We start from the raw sequence: 13,048 nt of genomic DNA, 5'->3' as shown, positions 1-13,048 counted from the left end.
GAAAATAATATTGTCCGGGCCACCGACAGGGCGGTGGCGGGCGTCGTCAGCGCAGTTGCGCGTCGAGCGCCCTTGCCTCACCTTGTTTCAGTTTCAAAATCACGGTCTTCGCACCCGTGCGCACGCGCACGGTGCCGGTCCCGTTGCCCGGTTTCGCCTTGACGGTCGCCGACGTCACCTGCCCGTCGCGCCACGTCATGTCCACTTCATATCCGCCGCGCGCGCGCAGGCCCGCGACCGAACCGTTTTTCCACGCCGCGGGCAATGCCGGCAGCAGGTGCAGCACGCCGTCGTGCGACTGCAGCAGCATTTCGCAGATGGCCGCGGTGGTGCCGAAATTGCCGTCGATCTGGAACGGCGGGTGCGCGTCCAGCAGGTTCGGATACATGCCGCCGGCCGTGTTTTCCTCAGTGCCCGGCTTGTGCTCTTGCGCCCGTGCGCCAGGGGTGGCGATCACGCCGCGCAGCATTGTATGGGCTTTGTCGCCGTCGCCCAAGCGGGCCCAGAACGCGGCCTTCCAGGCCATCGACCAGCCGGTGCCGGCGTCGCCGCGCGCCGCCAGCGATACGCGGGCCGCTTCGGCCAGCACCGGCGTGCGGGCCGGGGTGATCTGCCTGCCGGGGAACACGCCGAACAGGTGCGACACGTGGCGGTGGTTGTCGTTCCGGGTGTCGAGGATCGGGTCCTTCTTTTCTTCCCGCCATTCCAGCAACTGGCCCCAGCTGCCCACCTTTGGCGCGGCCAGGCGGTCGCGCGCGGCGGCCACCTGGCGGGCAAACGCCGCATCCGTCTTCAGTTCGGTCGCCGCTTCCACCGTGTTCTGGAACAGGTCCCACACGATCTGCTGGTCGTAGGTCACGCCATCTTCCACCGGGCCGTGTTCGGGCGACCAGCCGTTCGGCGCCACCAGCGTGCCGTCGGGCAGCGCCTTCAGGTAGTCGAGCCAGAACTGGCTCACTTCCTTCATCAGCGGGTAGGCCACCTCTTGCAGGAAAACTTTGTTGCGCGTGAACGCGTAGTGTTCCCAGAAGTGCTGCGCGTACCAGGCGTTGGCCGTCTTGTTCCACTTCCACCGCATGTGGCCGAACGGGTTGGTTTCCGTGCGCACGGTCCAGCCGCGCACCGGCTTGCCGTCCTTGCGCAGGAAGGTTTCAACGACTTGCCCATCCTCCACGTCGCGCGATGGATTTGCGGCGCTTTCGGCCACGAGGCGGCGGTACGACGGCACCATCGATTCGACGAAGCCGAACAGCGGCTGCGCCAGCTCGGACAGGTTGGCCGTTTCCGCCGGCCAGTAATTCATCTGGATGTTGATGTTCGTGTGGTAGTCGGCGTTCCACGGCGGCGTGAGGCTGTTGTTCCACAGGCCCTGCAGGTTCGCCGGCAGCGGGCCGCGCGAGCTGCCGATCAGCAGGTAACGGCCATACTGGAACACTTGCGCTTCCAGTTCCGGGTCGTTGCCGTGCTGCGTGTACGCGGCCAGGCGGCGGTCCGTCGTCAGCGCGCGGCGGTCGTCGCCGGCGCGGCCCACGTCGAGGTCCAGGCGGCCGAACAAACTCTTGAAATCGTTTTCCTGTTCGACCTGCAAAGCGGACCATGGACGTGCGGCCGCGCGGTCCACTTGCGCGGTGACGCGCGCCAGCGGGTGTGCGCCCTGGAAGTTCACGCTGCCGTCGCGCACATAGCTGGTGCCGGCGCCCAGCACCAGCGTCAGCGCGTCGACGTTCTCGAAGCGCACGGTGTCGCCTTCCATCGTGACCTTGCCGCCTTCGTTGATCACCTGCACCTGGGCGGCGTAATCCATCTGGTTGCCGGTCAGCGGCTGCTGGGCTGGCGTCCACTGGTTGCCCCGCTCGCGCGGCACCACGAAGCCGGCCAGCGAGCCGGTGGCGTGGATGCGGTTGCCCCAGGCATTGACGTGCGCGCCATGCTGGTCGGTCAGCCGCACCACGCCCGTGTGGGCGCCAGGCTTGTCGGCGGACAGGCGCAGCACGATCACGTCCGCCGGGTGGCTGGCGATCGTCTCGCGCTTGTAGCGCACGCCGTTGTGCACGTACGTGACGGTGTGCAGGCCGCGCGCCAGGTCCAGCGTGCGCGAATAATCCGTGGCGTTGGCGTGGCCCGGCAGGTCGACATACAGGTCGCCGAACGGCTGGAACGCGCCCATCGAACTTGCGTCGCCCGTCCACAACGTGATGTCATTGAATTGCAGGTGCTCGCGGCCCGGCTGGCCGAACACCATGGCGCCGATGCGGCCATTCCCGACCGGCAGCGCCTCGCGCTCCCAGCCGTCGGCGTTGTCCGTGGCGGGCCGGTCGTAGCGCAGCGTCAGGTCCGGCGCAGCCTGGGCGGCGGCGGCCGTGAACAATACAGTGGTGATGACGAACCGCATCATGGGGCGATCTCTCCATAAACGATGCCGCGGCCGGCGGTACTCATGTAGACGCGGCCGAACACATTCATGTCGCCGACGATGAAGCGGCCGTCGCCGGGGCCACCGTACTGGTGCGCGTCGTCATTGATGCGCACCCAGTTGCGGCCCTCGTCGAGCGAGCGCCAGATACCGCGCTGGCCATCGACCGTGCCCCAGATATACACGGCCGGGTAGGCACCGTCGCGCTCGGCCTTGCCGAAGCCGACCGCGCCCGCGTACGTGACGCCGCCCAGCATCCCGAACGTGGCGCCGGCATCCGTTGAACGCGCCAGGCCGCCATTTCTCAGCGCCACCCACACGTCCCCGCCGCGGCCGGGCGCGGCGCGCACGACATCGGAACCGCCCTTTGGCAGCTGCGCTTTCACGGCGAACGTGCGGCCGCCATCGTGGCTGGCGAGGAAGGCGCCGTCCTGGTAGGCGTAGAAGCGGTTCGCATTGACCGGGTCGGCCACGGGGCGCGCGCCTTCAATGCCTTTGGCGGCCGTCCACGAATCGCCATCGTCTGTCGAAACGAAAGTCACACGCGATCTTTCCGGCGCATGCAGCAGGGTCTTGCCATCGGCCGACAGCGCCAGCTGGCCCTTGGTGCCGTTGATTGCACGGGCCTTGCGCCACGTGGCGCCGCCATCGCGCGTCACGTAGACCGATTTGCCGACGCGCGCCAGCACCTGCGGCTGCTGCGCGGCGTAGGCGAGGCCGAACGTGGTGCCCATCTGCGGTTCGTGGATGCGGCCATACTGTTTCAGGTCTGCGTGGACGAATCCGTCGTAATCGCCGATCGTCGACACCAGCGGCGCGCCCGGGCGGCTGACAAGGCCCAGCGGCACCGTTTCTTCCAGCCCCTTCACGTCGAAGCGCCACACGGTGGGTGCCGCCTCCAGGTTCGACGTCCTGAAGACGCCGTTACCGGACGTGACCCAGGCGGCCTTCGGATCGAACGGATCGAAGGCGATCGTGCTGGCCCAGTGGATTGCATGGCCCTTCACCCATGGCACGCCGGCACCGTCCATGGCGAAGCCACGGGCAACGAGGTCGGTCCACGTGGCGCCGCCATCGGTGGACAGGTAGAAGCGGTCGCCCTTCGCGGCACCCTTCTCCCTGCTCTGCGGCGCGTACAGGCTGATGGTCGATGCGATGAGACGGCGCGGGTCGTTGCGGTCCACGCTGATGCCGGAATACGCGGCGCGCGGTCCCTTTGGCGTGACGTCCTGTCCGGAGCCCGGTGCGATGCCATACTTGCGGATGGCGCCCTGGTCCATCTTTTCGTCGCCGCGCGGGTGCGGCCCGGCGCCATTGGCGAACGTTACGTAAAGGTGGCCGGCGCCGTCGAGTGCGGCGCGTTGCGGCATCAGCCCATCCGGCGTGGCATCCATCGGGGTGAAGGTGGCGCCGCCGTCGTCGCTGCGGAAGAGATTCGTGCCGGCGCGCGACACGCCGACGAACAGCCGCTGGGCCGTGCCGCCATCCTTGACGCTGGCGGGATCGGCGATAACGAAGGCAATGCCGGCGCCGTTCGGCGTGCCCGTCACGTCCAGGCCCGGCAGCCGTTGCCACGTGGCGCCGAAATCGCTGCTCCAGAACAGGCCATTGGCGCGCGTGCCCACGTACAGCACGTTGCCGGCGCCGGGATCGACGGCCAGGCGCTCGCCGTTGTTGCGGCCCGCGCCATTGCCGTGGGTCTTGAACTGCGCGGTCACGTCGGTGATCGCGAACGTCTTGCCGTAGTCGCGCGAGCGCAGGATCGCCGAGCGCCCGCCATTGTGGTACGCGATGCCGGCCAGCAGGTAGACCTTCGAAGGATCGCGCGGATCGACCGCCAGCGAATCCACGCCCAGCAGGCCGGTCTGGTCTTCCGACACCCAGTCCAGCAGCGGCATCCAGCGGTCGTTCGTCCACCGGTATGCGCCGCCGACGTCGGTGCGCGCATACACGACGCCCTTCTCCGTGGTTGGAATCACGGCCGGGACGAAACCGCCGCCGCCGATGGCCACGCTATCCCACCGGTAGCCGGTCAGCAGGGGCTGCAGGACCGGGTCCATGGCCTTGCCCCAGATTTCATAGCCGCGCGCGTTCGGGTGCAGCAGGTCGGGCATGATGTCCTTCGACAGCGTGCCCTGTTCGTCGAGGAATGCGCTGCCGATGTCGGCGAAGAATACGCGGCGGTTGTCGGCGAATGTCGCGATGCGCGCGTTGATGGCGCTGTTGATGCGGCGCGATGCGCTGTCCGCCGCATCGCGCGGGAACACGCCCAGCAGCAGGATCTTCGCGTTCGGCAGGCGGCCCTGCAGCTCGTCGATGACGCGGCGCAGGCCGGCCGCCGTCGTCGCCGGGTCTTCCTGCCGGCTGCCCGTGTTGTTGGTGCCGGCCATCAGCACGACCACTTTCGGGTCGAGGCCATCGACTTCGCCATGCTGCACGCGCCACAGGATGTTTTCCGTGCGGTCGCCGCCGAAGCCCAGGTTGATCGGGTGGTAGCGGGCGTAGCGGCGCGCGAATTCTTCCTTGCCTTCCTTGGCCCAGCCTTCGCTGATCGAATCGCCGATGAAGACCAGTTGCGGCAGCGTGCCGCTGGCGCGGCGCTGGGCGTTGTCCTTGACCTTCTCCTCGTGCCGCGGCATCCACCAGTCGATGGCCCACGATTCGTTCAGGGGTTCGGGCGTGACGGAGCGGGTTTTGTAGTCGGGGCACGACGTGTTCGGCGTGCCCGTTTTCAGGATGCGCACGTTGGCGATGGCCACTTCGCCCTGCCCCGTCGCTTCCACTGAAAACGGTTTCATGACCGTTTCAAAAAAATCGCCATCGCGGACAAAGCAGCTCACCGCGAACGACACGTTTTTCCAGCCCTGGCCCGCGGCGGCGCGGCCCGGCAGCACATACGGCACCTTGCGCTCGCAATCCTTGCCGCAATCGAGCTTGAAGTCGATGCCGCCCTTTGCCATCTCGACGACGTTCAGGTCGAAGGCAACGATGCCCTTGTCGAGATAGGGACGCAGGTCTACGGGCGCGTGTCCATGTGGACGTTCAACGCGCAGGCTCGCATACCAGGTTTTTTGCCAGGCCAGCGTGAGGGCATCGCGGCCCGCCACCTTGCCGGTCGCGCCACGCACGACGGCTTCGGGCTGTTTTCCCGATGTCGGCACGACGGTGCTCTTGCCGGCGAGCGGCACGGCATTATCCGGATCCGCGATCGTGACCTGCAAGCCGGCGCCCGGGCGGTTCTTGAAGAGCGTGAGCTGGTCAGGCGTTGCCGCCCCGGCCGCCGCCGCATGTGCGGAGGCGCCCGCCAGCAGGGTAGCCAGCAACAGCGGCGAAAGGGTATGGCGCATGGCGTCTCGTCATTATGGTTCTGCCAGCATTCTGGACGTGGACGGTTGCGCACATCAATTACGAAATTCACCAGCCGGCCAAACAATATTTCACGTTTGCAGCGACACCTTGTACACGGTGGTCTGGCGATAGACCTGGCCGGGCCGCAGGATCACGGCCGCGGCGCCCTTGCCATTGAGCTGGTCGGGATAGGCGCCCGCTTCCAGGCAAAAGCCGTCGTGTCGCGAATATGTCACACCATGGCGGCCGCGCACACCCGTCAGGCCATTGCCGCTGTAGAACTGCAGGCCCGCCTCGGTGGTGGCCACGTCCAGCTGGCGCCCGGAACCGGGGTCGAACACGCGCGCCACGTTGCGCAGCCGGCCCGGCTCGCGCGGGTCGGACGGCAGGCAGTAGCAGTGATCGAAGCCGCCGGCAATGCGGATCTGCGGGTCGGGCCAGCGCATGCGCGGCCCGATCGCGGCCGGCTGGCGGAAATCGAACGGCGTGCCGGCCACTTCGACGCGGCCGACGGGAATGCCCAGTTCATCGATGGCCAGGTAGTGATCGGCATCGATGCGCAGCATGTGGTCCCCGACGTCGGCGGTGCCGCCGTTCAGGTTGAAGCACGGGTGCGACGTCAGATTCACCGGCGTGGGCGCGTCGCAGGTGGCCTGGTACTCGATCGTCAGGCTGCCGTCGTCGTCGAGCTGGTAGAACACCTGCACGGCCAGCGTGCCGGGAAAGCCGCCCTGCCCGTCCGGCGACACGTACGACAGCGCCAGTCCGCCATGGGCCATCTCGCCATCCCAGTGGGCGGTGTGGAAGCCGGCGTCGCCGCCATGCAGCAGGTTGCCGCGGTCGTTGACGTCCGCCTGCACCACGCGGCCATCGAGCTTGAAGCGGCCGCGCGCGATGCGGTTGGCCCAGCGGCCGATGATCGCGCCGAACCAGGCATGCCGGTGGTGGCGCAGGTATTCGTTCTCGGGATAACCGAGCAGGATGTCGGCCATGCGACCATAGCGGTCTGGCGCCTGCCACGACACGAGCGCGGCGCCGCGCTCGCTGATCGTCACGCGCATGCCCCACGCATTGGTCAGCGTGAACTGCTGGGCCGTGGCGGCGGAGGCGGCGATGGGAGGCATGATGTTCATCCTGGCACGTCGCTCGCCGCTTCGGCGCTGCGCTGGCGTTCCTGCCAGGCGCGCGGGGTGCAGCCCAGTTCGCGCTTGAACACCGAGTGCATGTACTGGCTCGACGTGAAGCCGCAGCGCACCGCCACGTCGGCCAGGTTGCAGGTGCCGCGGGCCAGGAAGCCGGTGGCCGCCTCCAGGCGCAGGCGCAGGATCTCGTCATGCACGCTGCGCCCCAGCTCCGCGCGGAAGTGCGCTTCCAGCGACGAACGGGAGATGCCCACGTATTCGGCCACCTGGTCGGTCTTGATGCCCTGGCATGCATACTGGCGGATGAAATGGCGCGCCCGCATCACGTGCGGATGCTTGCCCGCCTCGTGCTTGCTGGACGCGAGCACGTTGATGCCGGCCGGCGGCACGAGGATGCGCGTGTCGGGCAGGCGCACGCCATGCAGCATCTGGTCAAGCAGGTGGGCCGCCGTGCGGCCCATTTCCTGCGCACCCTGGATCACGGAACTCATCGGAATGCGCGTCAGCATGCGCGCCAGCGGATCGTTGTCGATGCCGATCACAGCCACCTGCTCGGGCACTTCGATGCCGGCCAGCGCGCACGCCTGCATCAGCTGGCGCGCCCGCGCATCGGTCACGGCGATGATGCCGACCGGCTTGGGAAGGCTGTGCAGCCAGGCGATCTGCTGCTCGACGGCCTCGCTCCAGTGCTGGGCGCTGGTGGCGTGGCCGCGGTAGACCTCGGGCTGCAGCTTGTCGCGCAACAGCAGCTTGCAGTAAGCCTTCTCGCGCTCCTGCGCCCAGCGGTTTTCCTGCGCCTCGGGCAGGCTGAAACAGGCGATGTTGCGCAGGCCCGCCTCGATCAGGTGGTCGTAGGCCAGCTTGATCAGCTTGAAGTTGTCGGTGGCCACGTAGGGCACCCCGGCCGGGTAGTTCGCCGGGTTCTCGTACGAGCCGCCGACGGCGACCAGGGGCACGCGCGTGGCCGCGAGCGCGCTGGCCACCAGCGGATCGTCGAAGTCCGCAATGATGCCGTCGCCCTGCCAGCCGTCGATGCCGGTCAGGCGCAGCCGGAAGTCCTCTTCCAGGAACAGGTCCCACGCGGTGCGCGTGCTGGCCAGGTAGCCGGCAATGCCGGTGATGACTTCGCGGTCGAAAATCTTGTTTGCATTGAAAAGCAGCGCAATGCGATGCGTTCTCAGCATATTCCTGGTCTCCCCATGCTCCCTGGCATGCGCCCTGTTTTTGTGTAGTCTCGGCGCAACGAACGATAGCTTTGCATTTTGATCACGGCATGCTCCTGCCGCAATTGTGAAAATGACCGCACATCATTGCGTTTCTTGACAACGTTTGCAAGCCCCTTGACGCATTTTGTTGTTTAACAAAATTTCCAAAAACCGGGGTCTGACCCCGATTCTAGGAAATGTTTTCAATTAGCAACACTGCGCAGGCGCTCGACCAGGTGCGCGTGCAGCGCGGGGTCGCCGCAGGCGAGGATGGTGCCGCCGTGCTGGGCGTCGCCGCCGTCCCACGACGTGACGATGCCGCCGGCGCCCTCGATGATCGGGATCAGCGCCTGGATGTCGAAAGGTTTCAGCCCCGCCTCGACGACGGCGTCGATATGGCCGGCGGCGAGCATGCAGTAGGCGTAGCAGTCGGCGCCGAAGCGCACCAGCTGGGCGTCGGCGGCCAGCGCATCCCAGGCGGCGCGCTGTGCCGGCACGCGGAACAGTTCCGGCGCCGTCGTCATCACGCGGGCCTGGGCCAGGTCCGCGCAGGGGCGCGTGCGCAGGCGCTCGCCGTTCAGCCACGAACCGTCCGGCGTGCCGGCATAGAACTCTCGCGTGAAAGGCTGGTACATCGCGCCGGCCACGGGCCGCCTGCCATCGTTCAGCGCGATCAAGGTGCCCCACAGCGGCAGGCCGCAGATGAACGAGCGCGTGCCGTCGACGGGATCGAGCACCCAGTGATACGGGCTGCTGCCCTGGTGGATGCCCTCCTCCTCGCCGACGATGCCGTGTTCCGGGTAGCGCGCATGGATCATGTCGCGCATCGCCCGCTCGGCAGCCCGGTCGGCGATGGTGACGGGGTCGTAGGCGCCCTGCTCCTTGTTTTCCACTGCGATGCGGGTGCGGAAGTGCGGCATGGCCGCGGCGGCGGCAGCATCGGCCAGTTCGCGGGCGAAGTCCAGGTATTCGGTCATCGGATGGTCCTCTTTGAAATGTGTTCGTGCAGGTAGTCGGCCACGCGCCGCGCGCGCGCCGGCAGCGGCCATTCGGCGCGATGGATCAGCCACAGTGTATCGACGACGGGCGTGGCCATGTCGATGACGCGGATCGCATCGGGCCGCGCGAAGACCCGTCGCGCATGCGTCGGAATGACGGTGAATCCGAGCCCGCGCGCGACGGGTTCCAGCAGCAGGCCGACCTGGTTGGAAAAGCCCCGCGCCGGCACGGTGGCAATGCCCGGATTGCCCGGGAATGCGCGGCTCAGCAGGCGCGTCGCCATCGCGTGCCCTTCCGGGTGATCGATGAAGCCCAGCGCCTGCAGGTCCTGCCAGCCGCGCACCTCGCTGGCGGCCGGCACCACCAGTTCCAGCGCCTCCTCGGCGAACGGCGTGGCGGCCAGCCGGGCATCGTCCGGCTTCAGCGCGACGATGCCGAGGTCATAGCGCTTGTCCAGCACCTGGGCCAGCGTTTCCCGGTCGGGCGCGAAGCGGTGGCGGATCGCCAGGCCGGGATGCGCCAGCTGGAAGTCGAGCAGCAGCGGATACAGGAACAGCCCCAGGCTGCCCGGCGTGACCAGGCCCACGTCGCCGCAGCACGCCTCCTCGTCGGCGATGCGCACGGCCAGGCGGCGGTCCGCTTCCTCGATCTCGGCGCAGTACTGCAGCAGCGCGGTGCCCGCCGGTGTCAGTTCGATGGCGCGCGGCCGGCGGATCAGCAGGGGCCCCAGCCGGTCTTCCAGCTGGCGCACGTGCTGGCTCACGGCGGCCTGCGTGAGCCCCAGCCGTTCCGCGGCCCGGGTGAAACTGCCGGTGTGGGCCAGCGCGGTGAACGATTGCAGCCATTGCGGCGGATGCATAAGCAACTCTAATGGGATACATAAGGAGCCATCAGTTTACATGATGCGGGCAGCCGCTTACAGTGCAGCCTCCCTATCTTCCTGAAAACCCATGTCCGCACTCTTTACCGAATTCGCTCTCAAAGACGTCACGCTGCGCAACCGCATCGCCGTGCCGCCGATGTGCCAGTACAGCGCCGTCGACGGCTACACCAACGACTGGCACCTGGCCCACTACACGAGCATCGCGCGCGGCGGTGCCGGCCTGGTGATCGTCGAAGCCACCGCCGTGTCGCCGGAAGGCCGCATCACGCCGGGCTGCACGGGCCTGTGGGAAGACGGCCAGGCCGAAGGCATGGCCCGCATCGCCGCAGCGATCAAGGCCGGCGGCGCCGTGCCTGGCATCCAGATCGCCCACGCGGGCCGCAAGGCCAGCGCCAACCGCCCCTGGGAAGGCGATGACCATATCGTCGACGGCGACCCGCGCGGATGGCAGACGATCGCCCCGTCGGCGATCGCCTTCGGCGCCAACCTGCCGAAAGTGCCGCAGGCGATGACGCTCGCCGACATCGAACGGGTGAAAGCCGATTTCGTGCAGGCCGCGCGCCGCGCCCGCGAAGCGGGCTTCGAATGGCTCGAGCTGCACTTTGCCCACGGCTACCTGGCGCAAAGCTTCTTCTCGGCCCACTCGAACCAGCGCGACGACATCTACGGCGGCAATGCCGACAATCGCGGCCGCTTCCTGCTTGAAACGCTGGCCGCGGTGCGCGAGGTGTGGCCGGAAAACCTGCCGCTGACGGCCCGCTTCGGCGTCATCGAATACGATGGCCGCGACGAGGAAACGTTGCTGGAATCGATCGCCCTGACGCAGAAGATGAAGGCCGGCGGCCTGGATCTGCTGAACGTGTCGGTCGGCTTCACGATCCCGAAGACGGCCATCCCGTGGGGCCCGGCGTTCCTGGCGCCGATCGCCGAACGCGTGCGCCGCGAAGCGGGCTTGCCGGTGGCCGCGTCGTGGGGCATCGATTCGCCCACGATCGCCAACCGCGTCGTCGCCGATGGCCAGATGGACCTGGTGATGGTGGGCCGTGCGCTGCTGGCCGATCCGCACTATCCGTACCGCGCGGCGAAGGACCTGGGGCTGGATCGCCCGTCGTGGGTGCTGCCGGCGCCGTACGCGCACTGGCTCGAGCGCTACGCGATGCAGGCCTGATCGCCAGCGCTAGTGGATCGCTAGGCGAACGTGTCGATGATGCCGCTGGTGTAGGAAGCGCCGATGACGAACGCCGCGGCGGACGGGTTGGCCTTCAGGATCGATGCCCAACTGTCGCTGTTGGCCAGGGCGCCGGCACTGTTGCCGGTGCCTGTCGCGCCGCCGCCGGTCGTTGCCGACGCGGTGCCGGCATTGACCAGGGTGTTCAACATGCCGGCCGGGGAATAGACCTGCGCGGTCGACGATCCGCCCAGCGTGGCAACGATGCCGGCCGTCGACGACAGGCTGGCCGCCCTGGCGGCCAGCATGGGATTGCTGGTGCGGGCGACCGTTGTCGTCGTGGGGGAGTAGACGCCGGATGCGAGCGCGCTGGTTGTGGAGATGGCCATGACCCGATGCTAACGCCGAAAATTCCTTAAAGCAACACCTAATTGGTCAATGCGACGCCGGCACCACACGCGCAGGCAGCGCTCTCAGCGCAATTCGCCGCCGGCGCCGGCGCAATTGAACGACTTGTCCTCCAGTTTCACGGCAACGCCCGTGCCCACTGGCCGCGCCCAGGCCCAGGCGCCCATCTTCTGCCCCGTATTCAGGTTGATCACGGTATCCGCGCCGATCGCGCGCGCATCCGCCGCCATCAATGGCAGCAGTTCGTTGACGCTGCCGTAGGTCTGCTTCGAACTGTTGATGTTGCCGACAACCTTGTGTTTCACGCCGGCCGGCAAGGGTGAACGCAGCATGCAAACCTGGCCCACGTGCGGCGCCAGTTTCGTCGCTTGCGGGTCGGAGAGCTTCACGGTGGAGCGCGCCGCGCAGGCGGCCAGGGTGGCGCAGAGGGCCAATAGAATCACGGTTCGCACGTCATTTCCTTTCGCAAGATTCGGGTGGCCGGATTATGCAATGACGCTGCGGACAGAGATGTATTGAATTGTCATCAATGCATAACCGCTGTTCGCGTGAGGGCTTCGTGCGGCCCGGGCGGGCCGGGGTTACACTGCTCCCGTGATCGTTTTCGGGAGACTCCAGTGAGCGCCGCCCCCAATACCTCCATCGACGCCTACTTCGACCTGGTCGGCCAGCCCGCCCCCGGCGGCCCCTCGCTCGCCGGGCTTGCGCGCCTCCAGCTCGGCCACATCATGGCCATTCCGTTCGAGAACCTGAATCCGCTGGCCGGACTGACGGTCCCCCTCGACATCCCTGCCCTGCTGGACAAGTTCACGCATCGCCGCGGTGGCTACTGCTTCGAGCACAACCTGCTGTACCGCCACGCCCTCGACACTTTGGGCTACCGCACCACGCCATTGCTGGCCCGCGTGCGCGTCAACGCGGCACCGGGCGTCGTCACGCCACGCACGCACATGCTGCTGCTGGTGGAAGTGGAAGGCGAACGGTGGCTGTCCGACACGGGCTTCGGCAAGGCGACGCCCACCGCGCCGCTGCGGCTCGTTCCGGGCGAGGCGCAATCCACGCCGCACGGCGTGTACCGGCTCGTGCCCGAAGGCGACGCGGGTGACAGCTTCCTGCTGGAGACGGACGCCGGCGACGGCTGGGCGCCGCTGTACGCGTTCGAGTCGCGGCCCGCGTATCCGGTGGACTTCGAGATGTCGAACTGGTATGTCTCCACCCACCCCGCCTCGCATTTCACGCGCGACCTGATCGCCGTGCGCACGGTCGCAAACGGCCGGCATGTGCTGCACAACGCGCGGTATTCGTTCTACGCCGTGGATGGCACGGCGACGCGGAAGGAACTCGCGACGCCCGCTGCCTTGGTGCACCTGCTGGAGAACACGTTCGGGCTGGCGGCGGGGTCCGTGCCAGGGCTGGGTGCGAAGCTTTCGGAGATCGTCAGCCCGCGTGGCGAAGGCTTTGAACGCTAACTGCGCGCGTGGA

At 67.6% G+C, this 13,048-nt stretch carries 10 protein-coding genes; 2 read left to right on the top strand and 8 right to left on the bottom strand.

From position 1 onward, the window contains the following. Positions 1-46: 46 nt before the first annotated feature. The 6 genes from EWM63_RS22890 to EWM63_RS22865 all read right to left on the bottom strand — a co-directional run bounded on the left by EWM63_RS22890 (position 47) and on the right by EWM63_RS22865 (position 9,966). A complete protein-coding gene (locus EWM63_RS22890) occupies positions 47-2,395 on the bottom strand; it encodes a glycoside hydrolase family 95 protein (RefSeq protein ID WP_229487448.1) in 2,349 nt (782 codons plus the stop codon). Next, complete coding sequence (locus tag EWM63_RS22885; RefSeq protein ID WP_130188596.1) at positions 2,392-5,760, bottom strand: GDSL-type esterase/lipase family protein; 3,369 nt, start codon at positions 5,758-5,760, stop codon at positions 2,392-2,394. Before EWM63_RS22885 ends, EWM63_RS22890 begins: the two co-directional genes overlap by 4 nt. Before the next feature lie 90 nt (positions 5,761-5,850). Next, positions 5,851-6,885 carry an aldose epimerase family protein gene (locus EWM63_RS22880; protein ID WP_229487446.1) on the bottom strand — a complete coding sequence of 345 codons (1,035 nt, stop codon included), beginning with the start codon at positions 6,883-6,885 and terminating at the stop codon, positions 5,851-5,853. 5 nt (positions 6,886-6,890) lie between these two features. After that, positions 6,891-8,087, bottom strand: coding sequence for a XylR family transcriptional regulator (locus tag EWM63_RS22875; protein ID WP_130188594.1), 1,197 nt, complete (start codon positions 8,085-8,087; stop codon positions 6,891-6,893). Between the two features lie 224 nt (positions 8,088-8,311). Beyond that, positions 8,312-9,085, bottom strand: a complete 774-nt coding sequence (hisN, locus tag EWM63_RS22870; RefSeq protein ID WP_130188593.1) for a histidinol-phosphatase — start codon at positions 9,083-9,085, stop codon at positions 8,312-8,314. Next, positions 9,082-9,966 (bottom strand): LysR family transcriptional regulator, encoded by an 885-nt coding sequence (locus EWM63_RS22865; protein WP_130188592.1) that lies wholly within the window; start codon positions 9,964-9,966, stop codon positions 9,082-9,084. Before EWM63_RS22865 ends, hisN begins: the two co-directional genes overlap by 4 nt. A gap of 91 nt (positions 9,967-10,057) precedes the next feature. Here EWM63_RS22865 and EWM63_RS22860 point away from each other — a divergent pair, with 91 nt between their 5' ends. Continuing rightward, the gene (locus EWM63_RS22860; RefSeq protein ID WP_130188591.1) at positions 10,058-11,158 is read left to right on the top strand and encodes an NADH:flavin oxidoreductase/NADH oxidase; all 1,101 of its coding nucleotides are present in this window, start codon (positions 10,058-10,060) and stop codon (positions 11,156-11,158) included. Between the two features lie 20 nt (positions 11,159-11,178). Here the strand turns inward: EWM63_RS22860 and EWM63_RS22855 are convergent, their stop codons facing one another. Both EWM63_RS22855 and EWM63_RS22850 read right to left on the bottom strand, forming a co-directional pair. Beyond that, positions 11,179-11,547: a hypothetical protein gene (locus EWM63_RS22855; RefSeq protein ID WP_130188590.1), complete on the bottom strand. Its 369-nt coding sequence runs from the start codon at positions 11,545-11,547 to the stop codon at positions 11,179-11,181. 84 nt (positions 11,548-11,631) lie between these two features. Continuing rightward, a complete protein-coding gene (locus tag EWM63_RS22850; RefSeq protein ID WP_130188589.1) occupies positions 11,632-12,018 on the bottom strand; it encodes a hypothetical protein in 387 nt (128 codons plus the stop codon). Positions 12,019-12,183: 165 nt separating this feature from the next. On the opposite strand from EWM63_RS22850, the gene EWM63_RS22845 reads away from it, so the two are divergent. Continuing rightward, entirely contained in the window at positions 12,184-13,035 is an 852-nt protein-coding gene (locus EWM63_RS22845; protein ID WP_130188588.1) for an arylamine N-acetyltransferase family protein, read from the top strand. Positions 13,036-13,048 lie beyond the last annotated feature (13 nt).

Source organism: Pseudoduganella lutea (assembly GCF_004209755.1).
In the GTDB taxonomy this organism is placed as follows: domain Bacteria; phylum Pseudomonadota; class Gammaproteobacteria; order Burkholderiales; family Burkholderiaceae_D; genus Rugamonas; species Rugamonas lutea.
Note: the sequence above shows the minus strand (reverse complement) of the source record. Positions and strands in the feature narration are given on the sequence as shown.

Bases quoted from the DNA above. Each gene is read 5' to 3' on its own strand.
- hisN (WP_130188593.1), bottom strand. From the start codon at position 9,085: ATGACCGAATACCTGGACTTCGCCCGCGAACTGGCCGATGCTGCCGCC.
- EWM63_RS22855 (WP_130188590.1), bottom strand. From the start codon at position 11,547: ATGGCCATCTCCACAACCAGCGCGCTCGCATCCGGCGTCTACTCCCCC.
- EWM63_RS22890 (WP_229487448.1), bottom strand. From the start codon at position 2,395: ATGATGCGGTTCGTCATCACCACTGTATTGTTCACGGCCGCCGCCGCC.
- EWM63_RS22885 (WP_130188596.1), bottom strand. From the start codon at position 5,760: ATGCGCCATACCCTTTCGCCGCTGTTGCTGGCTACCCTGCTGGCGGGC.
- EWM63_RS22865 (WP_130188592.1), bottom strand. From the start codon at position 9,966: ATGCATCCGCCGCAATGGCTGCAATCGTTCACCGCGCTGGCCCACACC.
- EWM63_RS22880 (WP_229487446.1), bottom strand. From the start codon at position 6,885: ATGCCTCCCATCGCCGCCTCCGCCGCCACGGCCCAGCAGTTCACGCTG.
- EWM63_RS22875 (WP_130188594.1), bottom strand. From the start codon at position 8,087: ATGCTGAGAACGCATCGCATTGCGCTGCTTTTCAATGCAAACAAGATT.
- EWM63_RS22860 (WP_130188591.1), top strand. From the start codon at position 10,058: ATGTCCGCACTCTTTACCGAATTCGCTCTCAAAGACGTCACGCTGCGC.